This is a genomic window from Delftia sp. HK171 (assembly GCF_001886655.1).
GTDB lineage: Bacteria > Pseudomonadota > Gammaproteobacteria > Burkholderiales > Burkholderiaceae_C > Comamonas > Comamonas acidovorans.
Genome location: NZ_CP018101.1, coordinates 3,046,318 through 3,071,665, shown reverse-complemented (window position 1 = coordinate 3,071,665; position 25,348 = coordinate 3,046,318). Strand labels below are relative to the sequence as shown.

Annotated in this window: 25 protein-coding genes; 8 read left to right on the top strand and 17 right to left on the bottom strand. The window is 66.8% G+C overall.

Going from position 1 to position 25,348, the window contains the following annotated elements:
* Positions 1–77 precede the first annotated feature (77 nt).
* The 3 genes from BO996_RS13970 to BO996_RS13960 are packed head-to-tail and all read left to right on the top strand — an operon-like array spanning position 78 to position 1,968.
* A complete protein-coding gene (locus BO996_RS13970) occupies positions 78–494 on the top strand; it encodes a COG4315 family predicted lipoprotein (RefSeq protein WP_063326519.1) in 417 nt (138 codons plus the stop codon).
* Positions 495–524: 30 nt separating this feature from the next.
* The gene (locus BO996_RS13965) at positions 525–1,118 is read left to right on the top strand and encodes an RNA polymerase sigma factor (RefSeq protein ID WP_071955095.1); all 594 of its coding nucleotides are present in this window, start codon (positions 525–527) and stop codon (positions 1,116–1,118) included.
* A gap of 10 nt (positions 1,119–1,128) precedes the next feature.
* Positions 1,129–1,968, top strand: coding sequence for an anti-sigma factor family protein (locus BO996_RS13960; protein WP_071955093.1), 840 nt, complete (start codon positions 1,129–1,131; stop codon positions 1,966–1,968).
* Positions 1,969–1,983: 15 nt separating this feature from the next.
* Here BO996_RS13960 and BO996_RS13955 read toward each other — a convergent pair whose 3' ends face one another.
* Positions 1,984–2,679, bottom strand: a complete 696-nt coding sequence (locus BO996_RS13955; protein ID WP_071955091.1) for a DAPG hydrolase family protein — start codon at positions 2,677–2,679, stop codon at positions 1,984–1,986.
* Between the two features lie 156 nt (positions 2,680–2,835).
* Here BO996_RS13955 and BO996_RS13950 point away from each other — a divergent pair, with 156 nt between their 5' ends.
* A complete protein-coding gene (locus tag BO996_RS13950; protein WP_071955089.1) occupies positions 2,836–3,501 on the top strand; it encodes a TetR/AcrR family transcriptional regulator in 666 nt (221 codons plus the stop codon).
* Between the two features lie 73 nt (positions 3,502–3,574).
* Here the strand turns inward: BO996_RS13950 and BO996_RS13945 are convergent, their stop codons facing one another.
* From BO996_RS13945 to BO996_RS13930, 4 genes are all read right to left on the bottom strand, one after another.
* The gene (locus BO996_RS13945) at positions 3,575–4,666 is read right to left on the bottom strand and encodes an enoyl-CoA hydratase/isomerase family protein (protein ID WP_071955087.1); all 1,092 of its coding nucleotides are present in this window, start codon (positions 4,664–4,666) and stop codon (positions 3,575–3,577) included.
* 142 nt (positions 4,667–4,808) lie between these two features.
* On the bottom strand, positions 4,809–5,834 hold the full coding sequence (locus BO996_RS13940) for a Bug family tripartite tricarboxylate transporter substrate binding protein (protein ID WP_071955085.1): 1,026 nt from the start codon (positions 5,832–5,834) through the stop codon (positions 4,809–4,811).
* A 42-nt stretch (positions 5,835–5,876) separates the two neighbouring features.
* Entirely contained in the window at positions 5,877–6,374 is a 498-nt protein-coding gene (locus BO996_RS13935; RefSeq protein ID WP_013803034.1) for a MaoC family dehydratase, read from the bottom strand.
* 1 nt (position 6,375) lies between these two features.
* Positions 6,376–7,572, bottom strand: coding sequence for a CaiB/BaiF CoA transferase family protein (locus BO996_RS13930; protein WP_071955083.1), 1,197 nt, complete (start codon positions 7,570–7,572; stop codon positions 6,376–6,378).
* A gap of 83 nt (positions 7,573–7,655) precedes the next feature.
* Between BO996_RS13930 and BO996_RS13925 the strand changes: the two genes are divergently transcribed.
* Positions 7,656–8,543, top strand: coding sequence for a LysR family transcriptional regulator (locus BO996_RS13925; protein WP_043823541.1), 888 nt, complete (start codon positions 7,656–7,658; stop codon positions 8,541–8,543).
* A gap of 155 nt (positions 8,544–8,698) precedes the next feature.
* Here BO996_RS13925 and typA read toward each other — a convergent pair whose 3' ends face one another.
* The 9 genes from typA to BO996_RS13880 all read right to left on the bottom strand — a co-directional run bounded on the left by typA (position 8,699) and on the right by BO996_RS13880 (position 19,798).
* Positions 8,699–10,525 carry a translational GTPase TypA gene (gene typA, locus BO996_RS13920; RefSeq protein WP_034398352.1) on the bottom strand — a complete coding sequence of 609 codons (1,827 nt, stop codon included), beginning with the start codon at positions 10,523–10,525 and terminating at the stop codon, positions 8,699–8,701.
* Between the two features lie 23 nt (positions 10,526–10,548).
* Positions 10,549–11,514, bottom strand: a complete 966-nt coding sequence (gene truB / locus BO996_RS13915; protein WP_012204836.1) for a tRNA pseudouridine(55) synthase TruB — start codon at positions 11,512–11,514, stop codon at positions 10,549–10,551.
* 4 nt (positions 11,515–11,518) lie between these two features.
* Positions 11,519–11,890, bottom strand: coding sequence for a 30S ribosome-binding factor RbfA (gene rbfA / locus BO996_RS13910; RefSeq protein WP_012204835.1), 372 nt, complete (start codon positions 11,888–11,890; stop codon positions 11,519–11,521).
* A 6-nt stretch (positions 11,891–11,896) separates the two neighbouring features.
* A complete protein-coding gene (infB, locus tag BO996_RS13905; protein ID WP_034392162.1) occupies positions 11,897–14,758 on the bottom strand; it encodes a translation initiation factor IF-2 in 2,862 nt (953 codons plus the stop codon).
* Positions 14,759–14,781: 23 nt separating this feature from the next.
* The gene (gene nusA / locus BO996_RS13900) at positions 14,782–16,269 is read right to left on the bottom strand and encodes a transcription termination factor NusA (RefSeq protein ID WP_012204833.1); all 1,488 of its coding nucleotides are present in this window, start codon (positions 16,267–16,269) and stop codon (positions 14,782–14,784) included.
* An 87-nt stretch (positions 16,270–16,356) separates the two neighbouring features.
* The gene (rimP, locus tag BO996_RS13895; protein WP_012204832.1) at positions 16,357–16,935 is read right to left on the bottom strand and encodes a ribosome maturation factor RimP; all 579 of its coding nucleotides are present in this window, start codon (positions 16,933–16,935) and stop codon (positions 16,357–16,359) included.
* A gap of 266 nt (positions 16,936–17,201) precedes the next feature.
* Entirely contained in the window at positions 17,202–17,603 is a 402-nt protein-coding gene (locus BO996_RS13890) for a thioredoxin family protein (RefSeq protein WP_013803038.1), read from the bottom strand.
* Positions 17,604–17,612: 9 nt separating this feature from the next.
* Positions 17,613–18,956 carry a c-type cytochrome gene (locus tag BO996_RS13885; protein ID WP_071955081.1) on the bottom strand — a complete coding sequence of 448 codons (1,344 nt, stop codon included), beginning with the start codon at positions 18,954–18,956 and terminating at the stop codon, positions 17,613–17,615.
* Positions 18,953–19,798, bottom strand: coding sequence for a c-type cytochrome (locus tag BO996_RS13880; protein WP_071955079.1), 846 nt, complete (start codon positions 19,796–19,798; stop codon positions 18,953–18,955). Before BO996_RS13880 ends, BO996_RS13885 begins: the two co-directional genes overlap by 4 nt.
* Before the next feature lie 168 nt (positions 19,799–19,966).
* Between BO996_RS13880 and BO996_RS13875 the strand changes: the two genes are divergently transcribed.
* Together BO996_RS13875 and BO996_RS13870 are read left to right on the top strand one after the other, a co-directional pair.
* Positions 19,967–20,962, top strand: a complete 996-nt coding sequence (locus BO996_RS13875; protein ID WP_071955077.1) for a DnaJ C-terminal domain-containing protein — start codon at positions 19,967–19,969, stop codon at positions 20,960–20,962.
* A complete protein-coding gene (locus BO996_RS13870; RefSeq protein ID WP_034392145.1) occupies positions 20,959–21,294 on the top strand; it encodes a chaperone modulator CbpM in 336 nt (111 codons plus the stop codon). The genes BO996_RS13875 and BO996_RS13870 overlap by 4 nt, the downstream gene beginning before the upstream one ends.
* Before the next feature lie 88 nt (positions 21,295–21,382).
* Here the strand turns inward: BO996_RS13870 and BO996_RS29450 are convergent, their stop codons facing one another.
* A complete protein-coding gene (locus BO996_RS29450; RefSeq protein ID WP_012204826.1) occupies positions 21,383–21,544 on the bottom strand; it encodes a hypothetical protein in 162 nt (53 codons plus the stop codon).
* 244 nt (positions 21,545–21,788) lie between these two features.
* Between BO996_RS29450 and BO996_RS13865 the strand changes: the two genes are divergently transcribed.
* Positions 21,789–22,415, top strand: coding sequence for a lipocalin family protein (locus BO996_RS13865; protein WP_071957100.1), 627 nt, complete (start codon positions 21,789–21,791; stop codon positions 22,413–22,415).
* An 18-nt stretch (positions 22,416–22,433) separates the two neighbouring features.
* Here the strand turns inward: BO996_RS13865 and BO996_RS13860 are convergent, their stop codons facing one another.
* Positions 22,434–24,122: an ABC transporter ATP-binding protein gene (locus tag BO996_RS13860; protein WP_071955075.1), complete on the bottom strand. Its 1,689-nt coding sequence runs from the start codon at positions 24,120–24,122 to the stop codon at positions 22,434–22,436.
* Positions 24,119–25,246: an ABC transporter permease gene (locus tag BO996_RS13855; RefSeq protein WP_442856961.1), complete on the bottom strand. Its 1,128-nt coding sequence runs from the start codon at positions 25,244–25,246 to the stop codon at positions 24,119–24,121. Before BO996_RS13855 ends, BO996_RS13860 begins: the two co-directional genes overlap by 4 nt.
* Positions 25,247–25,348 lie beyond the last annotated feature (102 nt).

The following is a 25,348-nucleotide window of genomic DNA, read 5'->3' as shown; positions in this document are numbered from 1 at the left end:
GAATAAACCGGCACGGCCCAGTGTTCATTGCAGTGTCCGGCCGCAATTTCGCGCGCCGGCAAGCACCGGAGACAGCGATGAAGAAGCTCGGCATGAAACTTGGTACCTGTGCCTTCACGGCAGCCCTGACATTGACCCTGGCAGGCTGCTATTCCGCGCCTGCGGCCAACGCCTCTGGCCAGACCCCGCCCAGCGCGGTCAGCGTGCAAAACGGCATGCTGGTCGGCGCCAACGGCATGACGCTCTACACCTTCGACAAGGACACGGCCGGCAGCGGCAAGTCCGTCTGCAACGGCCCCTGCGCGACCAACTGGCCGCCGCTGATGGGCAAGCAGGCGCCGTCCGGCGGCAACTACAGCGTGGTCCAGCGCGACGATGGCAGCAGCCAGATCGCCTACAAGGGCAAGCCGCTGTACTACTGGGTGAAGGACGGCAAGGCCGGTGACACCACGGGCGACGGCGTCATGGGCGTCTGGCATACCGCACGCCCCTGATTCCAGCCGCATCCGCCTTCGGACCTGCCCATGGACCGCAGCCAGATCCTGGAGCACCTGCCCGGCCTGCGCCGCTACGCGCGGCTGCTGGCAGGCGATGCCTGGGCCGCCGACGACCTGGTGCAGGACACGCTGGAGCGTGCCTGCCGCAAATGGCTGCTGTGGCGCCCCGACGGCGATCTGCGCGCCTGGCTGTTCACGCTGATGCACAACCTCTACCTGAACCAGCGGCGCTCTGCCGCGCGCGGGCAGTGGCTGGACATAGACAGCCTGTCCGAGACCCTGGCCGCACCCGAGGACAGCAGCGACGCGGCCCTGGACCTGGAGCGCTGCCTGCAGCGCCTGCCCGCCGAGCAGCGGGCCGTGCTGCTGCTGGTCAGCGTGGAGGACATGAGCTACGCCGACACGGCGCGCGTGCTGCAGCTGCCCCTGGGCACCGTGATGTCGCGCCTGTCGCGCGCACGGTCCCGGCTGCGCGAATTGATGGAGGCCCCATCGGCCACCTCGGCAAACTCGGCAAACTCGGCCACTTCGGCCTCCTCTGCAGCGCCTGCACAGTCAGCACCTACTGCGAAGGCCGCAACACCCCAAGCCGCAGCCCCCGCGCTGCGCCGGCTCAAATGAAGAGGCCGCCATGACTGCATCCGCCCCCACCCCTCTTTCATCTTCCTCGCCCTTGCCCCCGCCCATTTCCGACGAGCAGTTGCACGCCCTGGTCGATGGACGCCTGCCCGCGCAGCAAGCGCAGGCGCTGCGCGACCAGCTGGACGAAGACAGTGCCGCGCGCGTGGAGCAATGGCAACGCCAGCGCCAGTTGCTGCGCGCCCTGCATGCCGCCCGGGATGAACCCGGCATGCCCGACGAAATGCGCGCCGCCGCCGAACAGTTGCAGGGCCTGCGCCAGCGCCAGCAGCAGTGGTGGCGCTGGGGTGGCATGGCCGCGGGCTGGATGCTGGCCTTCGGCCTGGGCTGGCTGGTGCATGGGCAGCAGGCGGTGCCCGCCGCCGCGCCATCAACGGCGGCCACGCTGGCTGCGGCCACCCCGGCCCGCTTCGCCCACCAGGCGGCCGTTGCCCACGCGGTCTACCAGCCCGAGCAACGCCACCCGGTCGAGGTGGAGGCCGCGCAGCAGGCCCATCTGCTGCAGTGGCTGTCCAAGCGCCTGGGCCGGCCGCTGAAGCTGCCGGCCCTCACGGACCTGGGCTATGAGCTGGTGGGCGGCCGATTGCTGCCCGGCGACAGCGGCGCACGCGCCCAGTTCATGTACCAGGACGCGGCGGGCGAGCGCATCACCCTCTACCTGGGCGCGCTGGAGGACCCGGCCACGCGCGGCGAGACCGCCTTTCACTTCAGCAGCGACGGCCCCGTGCCCAGCTTCTACTGGGTGGACCAGGGCTTTGGCTATGCGCTCAGCGGCGCCCTGCCGCGCAACCGGCTGCTGCAGCTGGCCACGGCCGTGCACCAGCAGCTTTGAAGCCTGGGGCCACGGCTACCAGGGCAGCGGCGCCGCCTCGCCGTTGCCATGCTCGCCGTAGTACAGCGAGGGCAGGAAGCGCGACAGGTAGGTGAACTCCGTGTAGCAATGGCGCAGCAGGCCCAGGCCCAGCACATCGGGCAGCTCGGCCGCCGGGTCGGCGCAGGACTGGCCCAGCAAAAAGCGGCTGCGCAGCACGCAGCCAAAAGGCGTGTCACGCGCCAGGTGCACCATCTGCCCGTCCATGGGGTCCCCGCTGGCATCCAGCTGCACATGCTCGCCGAAGCCGATGCGTGCATACACGGCGGCCGAGGCGCGTTTTTCGGCAAAGGCCAGCTCCAGCTGCGCAGGGTCGAACAGCTCGCGCGGGTCGTGGAACTTGAGCCTGGCCGCCACGGGCGGAATATCGGCCAGGGACTCCACGGCCTCGATGGAAGCGCCGATGTAGCTCTCGCCCTTCTTCCATTGCGCATCCCAGCCGCGATGCGCGATGTGGTCATGCGGATGCCACCACTTGATGTGCTGCGTGGTCTCGAAGAACTTGAACCACCAGTCCAGCATGCGGCCGCTGCAGCCATGCAGGTCGGTGCGGCAGGCCACCACCAGGCAGCCGCTGGGCAGGCGCTGGATTCCCGTCTCCAGCCGCAGCGGCGTGATGTGCAGCAGCTCGTCGATGCGGGAAATGTCGGGCTCGAAGGCATGGGGGTTCATGGGTGTTTTCCGTTCCTGGGTTGATGAGGAAAAGCCATCTTATATTAAAGAAACGAACAACGTTTCCAAAAAATTGGATAATCCCTGCCGGGTAACAAAATGCTGCACAACTAGGCCCGACCCTGCACAACACCGAACGGAACGACAAGAAAACCAATGGAATCCGAAATCACTCCTGCGGCCCCCCGGCCGCGCGGCCGGCCGGCCCGGCCCGAGCACGAGGCCAACGATGCCGCCCTGGCCGCCGCCACCTGGCTCTTGCTCAACGAAGGCTATGCCGCCACCACCATGGAAGCCGTGGCCAGGCGCGCGGGGCTGGCCAAGAAGACGCTCTACCGCTTTGCCGCCAACCGCGAGGATCTGGTGGCCCTGGTGGTGCGCGGCTGGACCGACGGTTTCCGCCCTGCCCTGTCGGCCGATGCGCGATCGGCCTCAGAGGTGGCGCCAGCGCTGGCCGAGATCCTGCGCGTGATTGCCGCGCGCGTGCTGTCGGCCGAGGCAGTGGGCATGTTCCGCCTGCTCACCACCGATTTCCCCGCCAAGCCCGAGCTGCTGGAGGTCTACCAGCGCAACGGCATAGAGCGCGGCCGCGGCATGCTGGTGGACTGGCTGCGGCGCCAGTGCAGCAAGGGGTTGCTGCGGGCCGAACAGCCCGAAGTCGTCTGCGACCTGCTGCTGTCCATGGTCATTGCCGAGCCGCTGCGGCAAATGGCCCTGGGCCTGACGCCGCCCGTGCCCGAATGGGACCCGGGGCCGCGCATAGAGCATGCGGTCCGGCTGCTTGCCGGCCAAGCCTGCAGCATGGAGCCTGCGGATCGTTGAATGAAAAAAGGCCACCCGGCATGGCGCCGGATGGCCTTTTGGAAGCTTGAACGCTGAACGCTCTGCGCCGCGATCAGTCCAGCGCCGCCAGCGGATGCGAATGCGCAGGCCAGGGGCTGTCAAAGAAGGCACGCCATTGCGCGTCCTGCACCTCCTCGATGCGCGCGGGGTTCCAGCGCGGGTGGTGGTCCTTGTCCACGGCCAGTGCGCGTATGCCTTCGATGGTCTCGCTCTGGCCCGGGCGCAGGTAGAAGCAGTGGCGCACCATGTCGCGCTCCATGCGCAGGTCCTGGGCCAGCGTCATGCCGCGCGCGCGGCGGATCTGCTCCAGCACCACGTGCAGCATCAGGGGCGAGCGCTTGCGCAGCGTGGCTGCCGTGTGCCGGGCCCACTCGCCATCCGCCGCTTCCAGCGCCTGCACCATGGCAGCCACCGTGGGCAGGGCGAACACGCGGTCGATCTCGGCGCGGGGCTGGGCCGCCGGCTTGGCCGGGGCCGTGAACTTCGACTTCACCAGGGCCTCGATGGCCGCTGCATCGGCAAAGCTGCCGGCGGCCAGCGCGTCCCACAGCGCAGGCTGCTGGTCCGATGGCAGGTAGCCATCGGCCAGGCCGAAGTCCAGCGCATCGGCCGCGCCGATCACGTCGCCCGTCAGCGCCAGCCACTCACCCGCGTGACCCGGGCAGCGCGAGAGGAAGTAGCCGCCACCCACATCGGGGAACAGGCCGATGGCCGTCTCGGGCATGGCCATCTTGGTGCGCTCGGTGACGATGCGCAACGTGCCGCCCTGGCTGATGCCCATGCCGCCGCCCATGACGATGCCGTCCATGAAGGCGATGTAGGGCTTGCCAAAGGTGTGGATCAGGTGGTTGAGCGCGTACTCCTCTGTGAAGAAGTCCTCCAGCTGCGGATTGCCCATGCTGCCCGCGCCATGCAGGAAGCGGATGTCCCCGCCCGCGCAGAAGGCGCCGAAGACCCCCTCCTTGCCCATGCCTCGGATGGCCACGGCCAGCACCTGCTCATCCTTTTGCCAGGCCAGCAGGGTGGCCAGCAGATCGCGCACCATGCCCAGCGACAGCGCATTCAGCGCCTTGGCCCGGTTCAAGGTGATCATGCCCATGCGGCCCCGCACTTCGCTGAGGACTTCGCCGGCAGCTCCCGTCATATCTTGCTCCTTGTTGCTATGCATGCCCTGCCCCGGCAGCCCGGGGCAATGAGCCGCAACCATAGCTGAAAAACCGCGCCCGCCCCTGACAAACAGGTGCCAATATGCGCAACTGCGCGACAGGCGCCGCAACGTCCCGCACTCAGTCCAGAGAGACGCCCGTGCTCTTGACCACGCCGGCCCAGCGCTTGATCTCGCTGCGGATGTAGGCGCCGTATTCCTCGGGCGTGGAGCCCAGGCCTTCGGCGCCCTGCAGCTGCAGCTTCTCGACCACGCCCGGGTCCTTGAGCGCGCGCATCAGCTCCTGGTTGAGCCGCTGGATGATGGCGGCCGGCGTTTTGGCCGGCACCATCACGCCCTGCCAGGCCCCGGCCTCGAAGCCGGACATGCCGCTTTCGGCCAGCGTGGGTGCATCGGGGAAGTTGGGCAGGCGCTTGGAGGAACTCACGGCCAGCAGCTTGAGCCGCCCTTCCTTGATGAAGGGAGCGACCGAGTTGATGGTGTCGGTCATGAAGTCGATCTGCCCGGCGACCAGATCCACGTCGGCCGGCGCGCTGCCCTTGTAGGGCACGTGGCTGGCCTCGATCTGGTAGTGCTGCACGACCTGGAAGGCCGCCAGGTGGGTGACGTTGCCGTTGCCGGCCGAGCCATAGGACAGCTGGCCGGCCTTGTCCCTGGCATGGCGCACGAACTCCTGCACGTTCTTCACCGGCAGCTTGGGGTTGACCACCAGGCCCAGCGGCACCACGGCCGTCAGCGCAACGGGCATCAGGTCCTTGCCCACGTCGTAGCTCATCTTCTTGTAAAGCGACGGGCTCAGCGCAATGGACGAGGTGTTGTAGAGCACGGTATAGCCATCGGGCGCAGCCTTGGCCACCAGGGCATTGCCGATGTTGCCATTGGCTCCGGGCCGGTTGTCCACGATCACGGTCTGGCCCAGTTGCTGGCCGACCTGCTGGGCCAGCACGCGCGCCACCAGGTCGGTGGGACCGCCCGGCGGGAAGGGCACGACCATCGTGATGGGTTTGCTGGGCCAGGGCTGCTGCGCCAGAGCGGCGCCGGGCAGTGCCGCCCCCACCGCCACCGCCGCCGCAATAGGGGCCGCCAGGGTGACCAGCGCCATGCGGCGCCTTCTATTGCGGGCCGCCTTGTCGATCTGCTTGTCCATGCTTTTGTCTCCTGATGTCGTTATGGGAATGCTTGTGGCCGCCTAGCTGCGCCCGGCCAGCAGGCGCACGGCCGTGTATTCCATGACCTTCTGGTGGCCCTGGTTGAAGACCTCGATGCGCGAGGTGACGACGGCGCGGTTGCCCTTGGAGGTGGGCTTGATGGCGGTGACTTCGACCAGCGCCTCGATGGTGTCGCCCACCAGCACGGGGCCGAGGATCTTCTGGTGCAGCTCCAGCATGGCCAGGCCCGTGCCCTGGATCATGCTTTGCAGGATGAAGCCTTCGATCAGCGCATAGGTCATGGCGCCCGGCACGGGGCGGCCGGCAATGGCGCCGCCGTCGTAGCCCTCCTCGATGAAGATGGCCTCCAGCATGCCCGTGGCATTGATGAAGGCGACCAGGTCGGACTCGGTCACGGTGCGGCGGAAGGTGCGCAGCTGCTGGCCAACCTGCAGGTCCTGCCAGAAAAAGCCCTGGCCCATGCGGGGCACGGCGTTCCAGGCGGCACCAGGGTGGGGCTGCGGGGTGTTCACTGTCATCTCATGTCTCCTGTTGCGTGATCTGCAGGCCGGCGATGCGCTCGGCGCTCCAGCCCGCCTGGGCCAGCAGCGCCGCCGTGTGCTCGCCAAGGCGCGGTGGCATGCCCATGGGGGCCTGCCGGCCATCCATGCGCACGGAGGAGCGAGGCAGGTGCACGGTGCCCATGGCGGGGTCCTCCAGCGGCACGAAGAACTCCGTGGCCTGCAGGTGTGGATCGGCGGGCAGATCGTCCATGCGCGCCACGGGGGCGGCGGGAATCTCCAGGCGCTGGCAGGTGTCCAGCCAGTACTGGGTGCCGTGCAGCGCCACATGCTCGCCCGCGGTCTCCAGCAGCTCGGCGATGTGGGCCGTGCGGCTGGCCTGGCTGGCAAAGCGCGCATCCAGGGCCAGCTGCGGCTGGCCCACGGCGGCGAAGAAGCGCTGCCAGTGCGCATCGGTGTACGGCATCATGCAGACGTGGCCGTCCAGCGTTCGGTAGGGCTTGCGCCAGGGCGCCATCACGCGCGGGTAGCCTGCGCCGCTGAGCGCGGGGCTGAAGTGCATGCCGTAGAAATGCTCGACCAGATTGAAGCCCACCATGGTCTCGTACATGGGCACTTCCACAAAGCAGCCATGGCCGCTGCGCTCGCGCTGGAACAGCGCCGCCAGCACGGCATGCGCGGCCACCAGGGCGCAGGTCTTGTCGGCCGCAATGGTGGGCAGGTAGCGCGCCTCGCCCGTCTGGCGTTCCATCAGGTCGGCCAGGCCGCTCATGCCCTGGATGACGTCGTCGTAGGCGGGCATGCCCGCATAGGGACCGTCCTCGCCAAAGCCATGCAGGCCTGCATAGACCAGGCGCGGATAGCGCTCGCGCAGCGTTGCGGGGTCCAGGCCCAGCGGGGCCAGCTTTTGCGGCCGCATGCTGTGCATGAACACATCGGCCGTGGCCAGCAGCGCATGCAGGGCCTGGCGCGACTCTTCCCGCTTGAGGTCCAGCACCACGCTCTTCTTGCTGCGGTTGGTGCCCATGAACATGGCTGCCATGCCGGGCTCCACGGCCGGGCCGGTATGGCGCGTGGAGTCGCCGGCCGGCGGCTCGATCTTGATGACTTCGGCGCCGTAGTCGGCCAGCACCTGGCTGGCCAGCGGCCCGAACACCACGCTGGACAGATCCAGCACCCGAATCCCTGTCAACGCAGCCTGCACTGTGGTCTCCATGTTGCTTCAGGGAGCCAGTATTTGATATCTTCAAAGCTGCGTCTAAGACTTAATTCAGCATCTCTGATACACGGTAGATATCAATGGACCTGCGCCAACTGCGTCACTTCGTCACCCTGGCCCGCACGCTCAACTACCGGCAGGCGGCCGAGCAGCTGCACATGTCGCAGCCGCCGCTGTCCCAATCCATACGCCGGCTGGAAGACAGCCTGGGCGTGCAGCTCTTCCAGCGCGACCGCCGGGGCACGGCGCTGACCGAGGCAGGCCTAGCGGCCCTGGAAAGTGCCGAGCTGGCCCTGCACCATGCACGCCAGATGCAGGAGGTCTCGCGCGCCACGGCCGGCGGTGAGCGCGGACGGCTGCACATAGGCTTCATAGGCTCGGCCACGTTCTCGTTGATTCCGCGGCTGGTGCAGGCCTTTCGCAGCGAATATCCGCTGATCGACCTGGTGCTGACCGAATCGACCACGCGCGAGATCTGCGCGCAGGTGGCCAGCGGCGATTTCGATGCCGGCCTGCTGCGCTACCCGGTGACGCAGGCCACCGAGCTGTCCATCACGCCCGTGGAAAAGGACGAGCTGGTGGCCGTGCTGCCCGAAGGCAACCCGCTGCTGCAGCGGCCCGCCTTGCGGCTGCGGGACCTGGCGGACCAGCCCTTCATCAACTACCGCCCCAGCGAGGTGCCCGGCCTGCATGCGCTGGTGGTGCTGGCCTGCCAGAACGCGGGCTTCATGCCCCAGGTCAAGCAGCATGCCGTGCAGGCGCAGACCCTGGTCAGCCTGGTGGGCGCAGGCCTGGGCGTGGCGCTGGTGCCAGCGGTGGTGGCCAAGGGCAGCACGCCGGGGGTGGTGTTCCGCGCGCTGGCAGATACCGAGAACCTGCCCTCCATCGGCCTGGCCCTGGCGCTCAATCCGCAGCAAAGCGCAGCGGCCGGGCAGCGCCTGCGCGAGTTGCTGCTGCAGCTGCAGTAGCAAGCAGTAGCAAGCAACAGCAGCAGCAGTTCCTTTGCCGTTGCGCCGGCACACCTGAGAGCGGCGCGCCAAAAAGACAAAGGCCGCAGATGCGGCCTTTGACAGTCAGGGCGGTGAAGCCATGCGGCTTGCGTGCGCCCTGGTCGCAACAGCGCTTATGCGCCGCGCGAAGCGCGCTTGCGCTCGTTCTCGGACAGGTGGCGCTTGCGAACGCGGATGCTCTTGGGGGTGATTTCCACCAGCTCGTCGTCCTCGATGAATTCCACCGCGTATTCCAGCGACAGGTCGATCGGGGGCGTGATCTTGATGGCATCTTCCTTGCCGGACACGCGGAAGTTGGTCAGCTGCTTGGTACGCGTGGCGTTGACCACCAGGTCGTTGTCACGGCTGTGGATGCCGATGATCATGCCTTCGTACACGGGATCGTTGGCCTTGACGAACATGCGGCCACGGTCGTCCAGCTTGCCCAGGGCGTAGGTGAAGATTTCGCCTTCGTCCATGGAGATCAGCACACCGTTCTTGCGGCCGCCGATTTCGCCCTTGTGCGGCTCGTAGCTGTCGAAGATGTTGGAGATCAGGCCGGAACCACGGGTCAGGTTCAGGAATTCGTTGGTGAAGCCGATCAGGCCACGCGCAGGAATGCGGTACTCCAGGCGCACGCGGCCACGGCCATCGGGTTCCATGTTGACCAGCTCGCCCTTGCGCTCGCCCAGGGCCTGCATCACGCCACCCTGGTGGCCTTCTTCGATGTCGGCCGTCACCAGCTCGATAGGCTCGTGGCGCACGCCGTCCACGTCGCGGTAGACCACGCGGGGCTTGGACACGGCCAGCTCGTAGCCTTCACGGCGCATTTCTTCCAGCAGGATGGTCAGGTGCAGTTCGCCGCGGCCCGACACTTCGAAGATGCCGTCTTCGTCGGTTTCCTTGACGCGCAGGGCCACGTTGGAACGCAGTTCCTTTTGCAGGCGGTCCCAGATCTGGCGGCTGGTCACGAACTTGCCTTCACGACCTGCCAGCGGCGAGGTGTTGACGCAGAAGTTCATGGTCAGCGTGGGCTCGTCGATCTTGAGCATCGGCAGCGGCTGGGGGTTCAGCGGGTCGGTCAGCGTGACGCCCATGCCCAGGTCGGCAATGCCGTTGACCAGCACGATGTCGCTGGGACCGGCTTCGGTCACCTGCACGCGGTCAATGCCCTGGAACTTCAGAACCTGGTTGATGCGGCCCTTGTAGCTCTTGCCGTCAGGACCTTCCATGACCAGCACGTCGGTCGAAGGCTTGAGCGTGCCGGAGGTGATGCGGCCCACGCCGATACGGCCCACGAAGGTGGAGTAGTCCAGCGCCGAGATCTGCATCTGCAGCGGAGCGGCAGGATCGCCCTTGACGGCGGGAACGTGCTTCAGGATGGTGTCGAACAGGGCCGACATGTCGGGGCCCCACTGTTCGCCGGGAGCGCCTTCTTCCAGCGAGGTCCAGCCGTTGATGCCCGAGGCGTACACCACGGGGAAGTCCAGCTGCTCGTCGGTGGCACCCAGCTTGTCGAACAGGTCGAAGGCGGCGTTGACCACGTAGTCGGGACGCGCACCGGGCTTGTCCACCTTGTTGACCACGAGGATGGGCTTCAGGCCCAGGGCCAGTGCCTTCTTGGTCACGAAGCGCGTCTGGGGCATGGGGCCTTCCTGCGCGTCGATCAGCAGCACCACGCCGTCCACCATGGACAGGGCACGCTCCACTTCACCGCCGAAGTCCGCGTGGCCGGGTGTGTCGAGGATGTTGATGTGCGTCTCGTTCCAGCTCACGGCGCAGTTCTTGGCCAGGATGGTGATGCCACGCTCGCGTTCGATGGCGTTGTTGTCCATCACCGTGTCCACGACTTTCTCGTGCTCGGCGAAGGTTCCGGATTGGCGCAGCAGCTGGTCCACCATGGTGGTTTTGCCGTGGTCCACGTGGGCGATGATCGCGATATTGCGGATTTGTTTGCTCATAGTGTTTTCCCATTGCCGCTGCGTCATGGGCGCGGCGTGTCTTCCAAAATCTGTTGAATTTCCAGTGAACTGAGCAGGCGCCCGGGGATCAGTTCCCCACGCACCACGCGCCCCACTCCCAGCAGAGCCTGTGGGTTCTCGCCATACACAGCCACCGCCTCGGCATCGGCCCAAGCGCCCTTGCGGGGCAGGCCCGTGAGAAAACGGGCCGCATCTTGCTCGCCCAGCGTGACAGCCGTGTGGCTGGCCAGCAGGGCGTCGACAGGCTGCAACTGCTGCAGACGCTCGCCCTCGCCCATGGCGGCCAGCGCCTCCAGCGAGATACAGCGCTCGACACCCAGCCCCCCGGTGTCGATACGGCGCAGCGCGCGCAGGTGCGCGCCGCAGCCCAGGGCCTCGCCCACGTCCTCGGCCAGCGTGCGGATGTAGGTGCCCTTGCTGCAGGTCACCAGCATCCGGATCGCAGGCAGCCCTTCGCTGTCTTGCGTCAGCGAAAGCTCCAGTGCGTGGATTGTCACTTCGCGCGCCGGGCGCTCGACTTCGATGCCGGCACGCGCATATTCATAGAGAGCCTTGCCGTCCTTCTTGAGGGCGCTGTACATGGGTGGCACCTGCCGGATCGCACCCGTGAACTGCGCCTGCACGGCGGCCAATCGCTCGGCCGTGAGGGCGGCGAGGTCAACGGCGCGCTCGCGCAGCACCTCGCCCTCGGCATCGGCCGTGGTCGTGGTCTGGCCCAGGCGCGCAATCGCCTCATAGGTCTTGGCAGCTTCAAGCTGCAACTGGCTGAACTTGGTCGCCGCACCGAAGCACAGCGGCAGCACGCCGGTGGCCAACGGGTCCAGCGTGCCGGTGTGTCCGGCCTTTTCGGCGCGCAGCAACCACTTGACCTTTTGCAAGGCGTCGTTGCTGGACAGCTCCAGCGGTTTGTCGAGTAGCAACACCCCATGCACAGGGCGCCGCTGCACCCTTGTGCGTGGCGCGTTCATGGGGCTACTCTTCCTTTCCGCGCGAAGAAACGGCCTTGGCGATCAAGGCGTTCATGTCGGCCGCACGCTCGGAGGTGCGGTCGTAGATGAAGTGCAGCGTGGGCACTGTGTGGATATGCAGGCGCTTGAACAGGCCATTGCGCAGGAAGCCTGCGGCCTGGTTCAACGCTTCCTGCGTCGCCTGTGGATCGCCCACGAGCAGGCTGAAGTAGACCTTGGCGTGGGCATAGTCCGGAGTCACCTCCACGCTTTGCAGCGTGACCATGCCCACGCGCGGGTCCTTCAACTCGCGCGCGATCAGCTCTGCCAGATCACGCTGGATCTGGTCAGAGACTTTGAAGCTGCGATTCGGCGCAGCGGACTTGCGTGTTGCCATGGCGAATTACAGCGAGCGCGCGATTTCCTTGATCTCGAACACTTCGAGCACGTCGCCTTCGCGAATGTCGTTGTAGTTCTTGAGCTTGATACCGCACTCGAAGCCTTCCTTGACTTCCTTGACGTCGTCCTTCAGGCGCTTGAGCGATTCGATCTCGCCCGTGTAGATGACCACGTTCTCGCGCAGCAGGCGGAAATGCGCATTGCGCGTGACCTGGCCTTGCGTGATGTACGAGCCGGCCACGGTGCCGATCTTCGAAGCCACGAACACGGTGCGGATCTCGGCCATGCCGATGATCTCTTCCTTGCGCTCGGGAGCCAGCATGCCGGACATGGCTGCCTTCACCTCTTCGACTGCGTCGTAGATGATGTTGTAGTAGCGCAGGTCCACATCGTTGCTCTCGGCCGTCTTGCGAGCCTGGGCATCGGCCCGGACGTTGAAGCCGATGATGATGGCCTTGGAGGCCAGCGCCAGGTTCACGTCGGACTCGCTGATGCCGCCCACGCCCGAGTAGACCAGCTGAACGCGGATCTCGTCGGTCGAGAGCTTGAGCAGCGATGTGCCCAGCGCTTCCTGCGAGCCCTGCATGTCGGCCTTGATGATGATGGGCAGGGTCTGGACCTCGCCTGCACCCATTTCGGCAAACATGTTCTCGAGCTTGGCAGCCTGCTGGCGGGCCAGCTTGGTGTGGCGGAACTTGCCGGCGCGGTAGGTCGCGATTTCGCGGGCACGACGCTCGTCCTGCAGCACCATGAAGTCGTCGCCGGCCTGGGGCACGTCGGACAGACCCTGGATTTCCACCGGGATGGAGGGGCCGGCAGACTTGGTCTGCTTGCCGTCTTCGTCCAGCATGGCGCGCACGCGGCCGTAGGTCTGGCCTGCCAGCACCACGTCGCCCACCTTCAGCGTACCGGACTGCACCAGCACCGTGGCCACAGGGCCGCGGCCCTTGTCCAGCTGGGCTTCGATGACCAGGCCCTTGGCAGCGGCTTCCACGGGAGCGGTCAGCTCCAGCACTTCGGCCTGCAGCAGAACCTGCTCCAGCAGCTCGTCGATGCCCTGGCCGGTCTTGGAGGACACGGCGATGAACGGGGACTCGCCGCCGTACTCTTCAGGCACCACCTGCTCGGCCACCAGGCCTTGCTTGACGCGGTCGAGGTTGGCATCGGGCTTGTCGGCCTTGGTGATGGCAACCACGATGGGCACACCAGCCGCCTTCGCGTGCTTGATGGCTTCCTTGGTCTGGGGCATCACGCCGTCGTCGGCCGCGCACACCAGGATGACGATGTCGGTGGCCTGGGCACCACGGGCACGCATGGCCGTGAAGGCCTCGTGGCCCGGGGTATCCAGGAAGGTGACGATGCCGCGGGGCGTCGTCACATGGTAGGCACCGATGTGCTGGGTAATGCCACCGGCTTCGCCCGACGCCACCTTGGTGCGGCGGATGTAGTCCAGCAGCGAGGTCTTGCCATGGTCCACGTGGCCCATGACGGTGACCACGGGAGCACGCGACTCCTGGGCAGCTTCCTGCTGGGACACTTCCTCGGCCGTGAAGGCTTCGGGATCGTCCAGCGCGGCGACCTTGGCCGTGTGGCCCATTTCCTCGACCACGATCATGGCCGTGTCCTGGTCCAGAGGCTGGTTGATGGTGACCATCTGGCCCATCTTCATCAGCACCTTGATCAGCTCGGACGCCTTGACCGACATCTTGTGCGCCAGTTCGGCCACGGTGATGGTCTCGGGCACGTGCACTTCGATGGCACGGAATTCCGCTGCCGCGCTCTGGTGCTGACCGTCATGACGGTCATTGCCACGACGGCCGCCACGCGGGCCGCCGCGCCAGTTGGAACGGCCACCCACGCCACCGGAGCTGTCGCCACGGGTCTTGATTTCCTTCTTCTTGCCATCGCCAGCCCAGCTCGACGAGAGCTTGGCGGACTTGACTTCCTTGCCGGCACCGGCAGGCGCACCCGCACGCGCACCGGCTCCACCGGTGGTCGTGCCGGCGGGCTTGTGCAGCGTGGTCTTCTTGGCATCGCCGGCAGCGGGCGCTGCAGGCTTGGCCACGGGCTTGGGCTCTTCAGGCTTCTTGGCCACGAGCACCTTCTTGGGCGCAGCCATCATGGCGCGAATGGCTTCGGCCTCGGCCAGCGCCTTGCGGCGGCGGTCTTCCAGATCCTTGGCGCGTTCGGCTTCCTCGGCCGCGCGGGCCTTGGACTCTTCCTCGGCCTTGACGCGAGCCGCAACCTGGGCTTCGGCGCGCGCGGCCTGGCCTGCAGCCTGCTCACGCGAAGCTTCCTGCTTCGCGCGGTTGGCCTCGAGGATCTTTGCGGCTTCTGCAGCCGCATAGGCGCTTGCGCGCTCTTCGGCTTCTCGTTCGCGTTGTTGAACTAGTTCGCGCTCTTCGCGCTCACGGCGTTGCTGTGCCAATTCTTCCTCCTCGCGGCCGATCATTTCGGCCTGGCGACGTGCTTCCCCTTCGCGGCGCACCAGATCCTGGGACTCGCGCTCCGATGCCGCGCGCTGCTCCTGGGCAGCGGCAACGACAGCGGGATCGGAGGCGCCCTCGGCGACCTCGTCACGCTTGACGAAGGTGCGCTTCTTGCGCACTTCCACCTGTATGGTGCGGGCGCGGCCCGACGAATCGGCCTGCTTGATCTCGCTTGTGGACCGTTTGGTCAGCGTGATCTTCTTGGCGCCACTTCCGTGGCTGGCCTGCAGATGGCTGAGCAGTTGCTGCTTGTCGCCGTCGGTCAACGCATCCGATGCGTTGTCCTTGGCGACGCCTGCAGCCTTGAGCTGCTGCAGCAACGTGTCAGGGGTCTTGTTGAGCTCTCTTGCAAACTCGGCAACCGTATTACTGGACATATATGCTCTGAACCTCCCTGACCTTACTCTTGCCCTTCGGTGAACCAGTGTTCACGCGCCTTCATGATCAAAGCCTTCGCTTCTTCCTCGGTCTGCCCGGTCAGCTCGGTCAACTCGTCGATGGCCAGATCGGCCAGATCGTCTCGGGTGTGCACATCGGCCTCGGCCAGCTTGTCCACGATCTCCGGAGTCATTCCCTCGAGCGTCAGCAGATCCTGCGACACTTTGCCCACGTTTTCCTCGTGCGCGATTTCCTGCGTCAGCAGTGCATCTTTCGCCCGGGTGCGCAACTCGTTCACCGTCTCTTCGTCGAACGCCTCGATTTCGAGCATTTCCTGCAGCGGCACATAGGCCACTTCTTCCAGGGTCTCGAAACCTTCCTCGATGAGGATGTTGGCGATTTCCTCGTCCACATCGAGCTTTTCCATGAACAGCTGGCGCGCAACAGCGGACTCGTCCGCCTGCTTTTGCGCAGACTCAGCCGCGTCCATGATGTTGATCTTCCAGCCGGTGAGCTCGGAAGCCAGGCGAACATTCTGACCGCCACGGCCGATGGCGATGGCGAGGTTTTCCTCGTCAACCACCACGTCCATGGCATGCTTTTCCTCGTCCACAACGATGGACGACACATTGGCCGGAGCCAGCGCGCCGATCACGAACTGTGCAGGGTCTTCGGACCACAGCACGATGTCCACGCGCTCGCCAGCCAGTTCATTGGTGACGGCGTTGACACGGGTGCCTCGCACGCCGACGCAGGTGCCGATGGGATCGACACGCTTGTCATGGCTGAGCACGGCGATCTTGGCGCGGCTGCCGGAATCGCGAGCGCAGCTCTTGATCTCCAGCAGGCCCTGCTCGATCTCGGGCACTTCGTTGCGGAACAACTCGACCATGAACTCGGGCGCCGAGCGCGACAGGATGATGGGCGCGCCGCGCAGCGTGGCGTCCACTTCCATGATCATGGCCCGCACGCGGTCGCCGTTGCGCAGGTTTTCCTTGGGGATCATCTCGTTGCGGCGCAGGCGTCCTTCGACACGGCCGGCCTCGACGATGATGTCGCCCTTGTCCATGCGCTTGACGGTGCCCGTGAAGATCCGGTCGCCGCGCGACAGGAACTCGTTGAGCAGCATTTCGCGCTCGGCGTCACGGATCTTTTGCAGGATGACCTGCTTGGCCGCCATGGCGCCGATGCGGCCGATGGGAACCGACTCGATCTCTTCCTCGATGTACTCGCCTTCGGAGATACCGGGGACGCGGTCCTGTGCGTCCATCAGCATTTCTTCGGCATCGGGGTTTTGCAGGCCCGCATCATCGGGCACTACCAGCCAGCGGCGGAAGGTGTCGTAGTTACCGCTATCGCGATCGATGGCCACGCGGATGTCCACCTCACCTTGGTACAGCTTCTTGGTGGCCTGGGCCAGGGCCGATTCCACTGCACCGAACACCAGATCGCGCTCCACGTTCTTTTCGCGCGAAATGGCTTCTACCAACATCAACAATTCGCGATTCATGCGACGACTCTCCTATTTCAATCACACAGGAAGGGGATGGCAGTGCCCTTCCTGCCCCAATGATTCGACGTACCCTGCCTGCTCCGATCAGACCGGCTTGGCAGAACGCCCCTTGAAATCCACGATGGGAGCCAGACGCGCCTCGCGCAGCTCCTCCAGAGTGAAGCCCAGCGCCTGCAGGGGCGCGGGAACACGCTTTTTGCTGACCTTCTGGCCAGGCTTGACGGGTGGCTCGTCGCTCCAGACGATCTGCCAGCCACCATCTTCGGCACGCTCCAGCGTGCCGCGGAATTTCTTGCGATTGGCGCTGACCTGCCCTTCAGCGGCGGCGCCGATGGGCTCCTTGAGGGTCAGGTCGATGACTTCACCGACAAAGCGGGTGAAGTCCTGCTCGTGCCGCAGGGGGCGGTCGATACCAGGGGAGGAGACCTCAAGGCGCGTGTAATCTGCGCCATCAACCTCAAGCGCGAACTGCAGCTGGCGCGTGATCTTCTCGCAGTCCTCGACTGTCACGAACTGCTCCGGCACCACCGGCCCGCCCTCCACCGGGGGCTGCCAAGGCAAATCAATTGTGACGCGCAACAGCCCGCCCGCCGAGCGTTCTATTTCCACCAGGTCATAGCCCAGACCTGTCACGGTTTGTTCAACGATTTGCTGTAGTGCCACGTGTATTTAAATTCAGTCCTGCAAACACAAAAGACCCGGAACGCCCCTGAAACATTGGCAGCAGCCATGTCCCAACAGCGCCGAGCCCCATGGCAATCCCGAAGGTCGCCCGAAGATCGCCCAAAAAAAAGGGCGGTTGGTACCCGCCCGTTTGGTCGTGAATATGCCATTGTATCCGCAAACGACCTTCAGGCCAAGCCCGCCCCGCACAAAAGCGGGGACAGGACGAGGCGCCTCATGCCGGCCCACCCGCCCTTGCCCGAGGCTCAGACGCCAACGCGCTCCAGCGCCTGCGCCGACTGGAGCCGCCGCAAGAGGGCCTGCGCCTCGGCGGGATCGGCAGGGGCCGCGCCCGGGTCCTGGGCCAATGACTGCAGCATGCGCGCCACGACCCCCGCCTGGGGCAGCACCGGCCCCAGAAAACGTGCGCGCTCGCCATCGGCCACCAGCAGCGAGGGGAAGGTTTCGATGTCCAGATCTCCGGCCACGTCCTCGCGGTCCTCGACATCAAGCCAGACAAAGCGCATCTGCGGGAACTGGCTTGCCAGTTCCGCAAACGTGCTTCGGTATTGGTTGCAAACGCCGCACCATTGCGCGCACAGGCAAACCACCCACCAGGGGCGGGTGGCGTCGCTGTCGTCCGGCAGCTTGCCGGCCATTGAATCCATGAAAGCCTCTCAGAAACCACGCCCTTCCCGGGCGCGATAAACCTCCATGTTACCGATTTCCGCTGCCTTGTTGCCCCAGGCGTTGCGCACATAGCTGGCCACGGCGGCCACCTGTGCGTCGGACAGCACATGACCGAAAGGCGGCATGCCGTGCGGCTGCGGCTGCTGCCGGGTGGAGGGTGGGTAGCCTCCCTCCAGCAACACCAGCAACAGGTTGCGCGGCTCGGCCAGGGTCACGGAGGCATTGCCCGCAAGCGCGGGAAACGCGCCCGGCGTTCCCTGGCCCTCGGCACCGTGGCAAACCGCGCATTGCCGCTCGTAGATGGCCCGCCCCAAGGCCATTTGCCCGGATGGCACGGGCGCGGCAGCAGGCCTGCTCCTGGGCGGGCCTGCTGCCGCGCCCTGCTCCTGCAGGTAGGAAGCGAGGGCCTGCAGATCCTGCGGCTGCCAGTGCTGGGTGCTGCGCGCCACGACTTCGGCCATGGGGCCCAGCGCCGATCCCGAAGGACCCGAACCCGTCTGCAGCAACTGCACCCAGGCGGACTCCTGGCCTGCGCGCACGCCGGCTTCGCCTGGGTCCAGCAGCGACGGCGCATACCAGGCCTGCCCTGCCACAAAGCCACCGGACATGGCCTGGGACGAGGCGCCCATGCCGTTGCGCGGTGCATGGCACGCCGCGCAGTGCCCCAGGCCCTGGGCAAGATAGGCACCGCGATTCCAGGCAGCCGCCTTCTGCGGCCGGTCCTGCCAATCCTGCGGGGTGAAGAACAGCGCGCGCCAGACAGCCAGCGAGCCCTGCCAGCCATAGGGAAAGTCCAGCGCATGCCGGGGCGCCTGCGCGCGCACGGCGGGCAGGCTTTGCAGATAGGCGAACAATGCGTCCGAGTCGGCGCGCGTCACATGGGTGTAGCTGTCATATGGAAAGGCCGGATACAGCAGGCGCCCCTCCCGTGACCGCCCGTTATGCATTGCACGCCAGAAGTCCTGGGCCGTCCACAGCCCCAGGCCACTTTCCTTGTCAGGCGTGAGATTGCTGGTGTAGAGCGTGCCGAACGAGGAGGGCAGCCCCCGCCCGCCCGCATACTCGGCGCCGCCAGCCGCCGTATGGCAGCCTGCGCAGTTGCCCACGCGGGCCAGGTAGGAACCGCGCTCTATCAAGGCAGTTGGCGTTTCGCGCGCGCCTGACCAGCCGCCATGGCCATAGGCGTGCACGCCCTGCTCGCCCCGCAGGTTGAGCCAGATCAGGAGCGCGCCCAGCAGGGCGATGATCAGCAACGCCAGCCCTGCCACCCTGGCCAGCCGCCATCGCCCGCGCGTGTTCCCGCTTGCCGCGTTTTCTGCCAGGGTGTTCATGGCTTGCCCTCCTGGCCAGCAATGGCGGCTACAGCGCCGCAGCGCAGCGGCATGGGCAGGGCCAGGGCTTCATGTCCGCCCGGCGCCGCCAGTGCGGGGCGTGATGACAGCCAGGCCGTGACGGCCACGACCTCCTGCGCCGTCAGCGCCTTGGCCACCTGGTCCATGCAGTCGGGCGCTGCCGCCTTGCGCTGGCCGGAGCGCCAGGCACCGATCTGGCTGTTCAGATAGTCGCGCGACAGGCCCAGCAGACCTGGAATATCGTCACCCGCACCCATGAGCCGCTCACCATGGCATGCAGCGCAGGCGGGCAGGCCGCGCTGCGCGTCGCCCCGCAAGACCAGCTGCTCGCCACGGGCGAGTTCAGCGGGCGGCAGTTGCGCCGGCACGGGCGGGGCATAGGGAAGCTCCAGGCCTGCGAAGTGCGTGGCGATCTGGCGCAGATAGTCGTCCGACATGAATTCGATCAGCCGGTTCATGGCCGGATAGCTGCGGCGACCTTGCTGGAAGTTCTTGAGTTGGCGGTACAGATAGCCTGCGGGCTTGCCCGCAATGCGCGGAAAGTAGCCGCTGGGCGTGGCCCGGCCCTCGGGACCATGGCAGGCCGTGCAGGCCAGCACCCTGGAGGCCATGGAGCCCACATCGGGCAGCGGGGCGCTGACCACGGCGGGCGGCAGGTCTGCCATGGGCACGCCCGGTGCTGGCTGCATGGTCTGCGCGGTCTGCGCCATCACCCCGCAGGTTCCACACGCGCCGGCCACCAGCCATGCGCCCAGCAGGGCCCTCCATCCCCTGGAGCCTGGACGCCCCCGCCCAGCCCGCCACCGACTGCCATGTGCCATGTCCGACGCCTCCTGTTCCGTCCTGCCGACGCGCGAATGTAATGAACCCGTCACAAGATGCCAGTCAAGCAGGAAAAGGCCCATCGGTTGAGACCCTGCCATGACCGGGCTATGCTGCCTTCGGGTTTGTCCAGAACATCGCCCGCAAGGGCCGGAGGACGGAAATTCATGGATTACAAGGACTACTACCGCATCCTGGCCGTGGACAGGCAGGCCAGTGCCGATGACATCAAGAAGGCCTACCGCAAGCTGGCGCGCAAGTACCACCCCGATGTCAGCAAGGAGGCGGACGCCTCCGAGCGCATGGCCGAAGTCAACGAAGCCAATGCCGTGCTGTCGGACCCCGAAAAGCGCGCAGCCTATGACGCCCTGGCCGATGCGCCGCGCCGCAGCGGGCCCGGCGCCGGCGGCTTCCAGCCACCACCTGGCTGGGAAGGGCAGGACTTTCACTTTCGCAGCAGCGACGGCGCCATGCCGGAGGGCGACGCGGACTTCAGCGAGTTCTTCTCACAGATGTTCGGCCAGGGCGCGCGTGCCCGCCATGCGGGCGGGGGCGGCCAGCATCGCGCCCCACCCGACATGCGCGGGCAGGACCAGCACGCCAGCATCGAGCTGGACCTGCTGGACAGCTACCAGGGCGCGCAGCGCAGCCTGCACCTGCGCACCACGGTGCTGGATGAGGACGGACACCCCGTGGCGCGCGACAAGGAATTGCAGGTCAGCATTCCCAAGGGCGTGCGCGAAGGCCAGATGATCCGCCTGGCCGGCCAGGGCGGCCCGGGCCTGGGCAACGGCCCGGCAGGCGATCTGCTGCTGGAAGTGCACCTGCGCCACGACCCGCGCTGGTGGGCAGAGGGCAAGGATGTCTACCAGCCCGTGTCCCTGGCCCCCTGGGAAGCCGCACTGGGCGGCCCGGTCCGCGTGGCCACCATTGCCGGTGAATTCGAGGTCAGCGTGCCCGCAGGCAGCCGCGCTGGCCGCAAGCTGCGCATCAAGGGCAAGGGCTTGCCCGCCGCCACGCCGGGCGACCTGTACCTGGTGCTGGGCATCGCCCTGCCCGAGCCTCAGACCGACGCCCAGCGCCAGGCCTATGCGGCACTGGCTCAGGCCTTTCCCTCGTTCGATGCCCGCCAGCACGCAGCGGGCCAAGGAGCCACGCGATGAGCACGCCGCTGTACCCCTTCTACGAGCCCGCAGAACTGCTGGACGAAGGCGCTCTGGACCTGCAGGATCTGGCCCGCCACTGCCAGCGCAACACCGCCTGGGTGGTGGAGCGTGTGCAGACCGGCGTGCTGTACTGCGAAAACGAGCCGTCCGGCGAAGCGGCCGCGCCACAGGCGCAGTGGCGCTTCAGCAGCCAGACCCTGGTGCGCGCGCGCCGCATAGCCCATCTGGAGCACAGCTTCGATGCCGACCCTCAGCTGGCCGCGCTGACGGCGGACCTGATCGAGGAAGTGCAGATGCTGCGCCGCAAGCTCCAGGCACTGCAGCATTGAGAACGCCGCCTCAAAAGCAAAAGCCCTCGTAAGAGGGCTTTTGCTTTCAGAACGCGGCCACAGCAGGCGCGCATGCGGCCCGCCGTGCTCAGCGGTGACGCTTGCCGGGGTTCTTCTTGGTGTGGGTGTGGGCGCCACGGGCGCGGCTCACGCGCTGGCCACGGCCGGGCGTCGGCAGGGTGACGCCGTTGGGCAGGGGAGGCTGGGGAGTGAACTTGCGGTCGGCTTCGGTAACGATCTTGTTGCCCATGGCATTTCCTTCTTCAAAAAAATGAGAACGCGCAATTAGGCCATAGACCTGCATGACCGCGCACAAAAAAACACATGGCCTGCTCTGGCATAGGGAAAGTTCCAGCGTTGCGCGGCCCGCACAGCACCGGTGCAGGCAGCGCCGGCCTACACTGCGGCCCGGTTTTCTGTCCTAAAGTAGGAGCACGCTGCCAAGCGCGCAAGACCCTGGCATGCACGTCTGCCTGAACACGGAGTTCCGCACCATGTCACCCCGCCACCCCAATACAGAGTCAACCACCCCATCCACTTCCCGCCCCGCCTGGGTGCTGCCCACGGCCGGCCTGGCAGGGCTTGCCGTAGGCGCCGCCGCAGCAGCGTTGCTGTGGAAGGGCCTGCGCAACCCACCCATCCCCCCTACCGTGGAGCCGGTGCGCGGCTGGGACATCCAGCGCTACATGGGCCGCTGGTATGAAGTGGCCCGCATCGACCACAGTTTCGAAAAAGGCCTGGAGCGCACCCAGGCCGAGTACACACAGCTTCCCGACGGCACGGTGCATGTGCTGAACCGGGGCTACGACGCCCGCCACCGGCGCTGGAAATCCTCCGAGGGCAAGGCCCGCACGGTGCACGGCCCGGACGTTGCGGCGCTCAAGGTCTCTTTCTTCGGCCCGTTCTACGGCGGCTACAACGTGGTGGCTCTTGATGCCGAGTACCGCTGGGCCATGGTGGTGGGATCGGACCTGCGCTATTTCTGGATTCTTTCGCGCACGCCCGAACTGGCCGAGGGCGTGGCGGCACGCCTGCTGGCACAGGCCCGGCTGCTGGGCGTGCCCGTGGACAAGGTCCAGTGGATCCTGCAGGACGGAGTCAATCCCACGGGCAGCTGGTAGCGCGGACCGGCAACTGCCTCAGAACCCCTCGGGCATGCCGTCGCCCGAGAAGCCGGCGGCCTCCACCAGCCGCTGCGTGTACGCCTGGCGCGGCGCGCCCAGCACCTGGGCGACGGGGCCGGATTCGACGATGGCGCCATCCTTCATGACCACCACGTCATGGGCCATGGCGCGGATCACGTCCACGTCATGCGTGATCAGCAGATAGGCCAGTCCCCGCTCGCGCTGCAGCCGCTGCAGCAGGCCCAGCACCTGCTGCTGAATGGTCACATCCAGCGCGCTGGTGGGCTCGTCGAGCACCAGCACCTCGGGCTCCAGCACCAGCGCACGTGCAATGGCGATGCGCTGGCGCTGGCCTCCCGAGAATTCGTGGGGATAGCGGTCCAGCAGGCCGGGAAACTGTTCCTGCGTCAGGCCCACGGCCGACAGCATCTCCACGATGCGGTCGCGTTGCTGCGGCGCCGCCAGCGACGGCGCATGCACGCGCAGGCCTTCGCCAACGATCTGCTCCAGCGTCAGCCGGGGCGACAGCGATGAATACGGGTCCTGGAACACCACCTGCACCTTGCGCCGCAGCGCACGGTTGGCGGGCGAGTTGCGCGTGGCTGGCTGTTGCCAGGCATGGCCGGCAATGCGCAGCCGTCCTTCATGGGGCAGCAGCCCCAGCACGGCCTGGGCCAGCGTGGATTTGCCCGATCCCGATTCACCGACCACACCCACGGTGCGCCCGGGCAACAGCGCCAGGTCTGCGGACTGCACGGCGACGAAGCGCCCCTGGCCGAACCATCCGCGCATGCCTGCCAGCGGCACCGGATAGCTGACCTTGAGGCCCTGGGCCTGCACCAGCGGCTCGCCAGCCGAGGCCTGGGCGCCTGCCTCTACCTCGATCAGGTCGCGGCGCGGCACGCTGGCCAGCAGCTTGCGCGTATAGGCATGGCGCGGAGCCGCCATGACCGCCGACACCCCGCCCTGCTCCACCAGTTGCCCGCGCTCCATCACCGCCACGCGGTCGGCAAAGCGCCGCACCAGGTGCAGGTCGTGCGTGATCATCAGCACGGCCATGCCGGTCTGGCGCTGCAGGTCATCGAGCAACTGCAGGATCTGGCCGCGCAGCGTGACATCGAGTGCCGTCGTCGGCTCGTCGGCCAGGAGCAGGCGCGGGCTGCTGGCCAGCGCCATGGCGATCATGGCGCGCTGGCGCTGCCCGCCACTGAGCTGGTGGGGAAAGGCGCGGGCGCGGCGCACAGGCTCGGCAATGCCGGTGGTCGCCAGCAATTCGGTGGCCTGGACCAGGGATTGCGCTCGCGTCAGCCCCTGCTTGAGGCGAAGCACCTCGCCCACCTGCTCGCCCACGGTCATCAGCGGGTTGAGCGCCGTCATGGGCTCCTGGAAAATCATGGCCACGTCGCCGCCGCGCACGGCGCGCATCTCGCGCTCGGGCAGGCGCAGCAGGTCGCGGCCGTCGAACAGGGCCTGGCCGCCCAGTTGAGCGTCTCCAGCCAGCCGCAGCAGCGACAGCGCGGTGATGGTCTTGCCCGAGCCGGACTCGCCCACCAGCGCCAGCTTCTCGCCTGCCGCCAGGTCGAAGCTCACGCCGTGCACCACATCCTTGCTGCCGAAGCGCACGCGCAGGTTGCGCACGGACAGCAATGTCCGGCCACGGCCCGGGGGCGAAGGTAGCTCCATTGCCGGCTGCTCTGCGTTCATGCGGCGTCCTTTGCATCGACACCGGGGGCGGCATCGCTGGCTGCGGCCTTGCGCGGGTCCAGCGCATCGCGCAGCGCATCGCCCATGAAGGTCAGCAGCAGCAGCGTCACCACCAGCACGGCAAAGGTGGACAGCGAGATCCACCAGGCATCGATGCTGTTCTTGCCCTGGTTCAGCAGCTCACCCAGGCTGGGGGTGTCAGGCGGCACACCCAGCCCCAGGAAGTCCAGCGAGGTCAGGGCCAGGATGGCCGCACTCATGCGAAACGGCAAAAAGGTCACCACGGGCGTCATGCTGTTGGGCAGCAGATGGCGCCAGATCAGCGCGCCATTGCCCACGCCCAGCGCCCGCGCCGACTTCACATAGTCCAGCTGGCGGTTGCGCAGGAACTCGGCACGCACGTAGTCCGACAGGCCCATCCAGCCGAACAGCGACAGCAGCACCAGCAGCAGCGAGACGCTGGGCGCCAGCACCGCGCTGAAGATGATCAGCAGATACAGCTCGGGCATGGAGCCCCAGATCTCGATGAAGCGCTGGAATGCCAGATCGGTCCTGCCGCCGAAAAAACCCTGGACGGCCCCCGTCACCACGCCCAGCACCACGCCTGACGCCGTCAGCGCCAGCGCAAACAGCACGCTGACGCGAAACCCGTAGATCAGCTGGGCCAGCAGATCGCGCCCCCGGTCATCGGTACCCAGCAGGTTGTCGCGCGAGGGCGGCGCCGGATTGGGCGAGGTCGCGAAGTAGTTCAGCGCCTGTGGCCCATAGGGATTGAGCGTATACAGCGCCCAGTTGTCGCCCTGGCTCAGGCGGTCGCGGATGAAGGGGTCCAGGTAGTCGGTGGCCGTCTCGAAGTCGCCGCCGAAAGTCTTCTCGGAATAATCGTTCCACAGCGGCCAGTAGGTCTGGCCCTCATAGCGCACCACCAGGGGCCGGTCGTTGCTGATCAGCTCGGCGCCCAGGCTCAGCACCACCATCACGCAAAAAGCGACCAGGCTCCAATACCCCAGCCGATTGCGCCTGAACCGCATCCAGGCCCGCCGCGCCGGCGACACTGCCACCACAGCCAGCGGTACAGGCGCTGCCCCGGGCAGCCCTGCGTCTGGAGCGGCAAGGGAGTGCATCTCAGTTTCCATGTTGCTGCATCACAGTGGCGCGACCGCCCAAAGTCAGGGACACCAGGCAAGGGCCTGCGCCAGCCGCCAATGGCCCGAACGCTCCCCCGC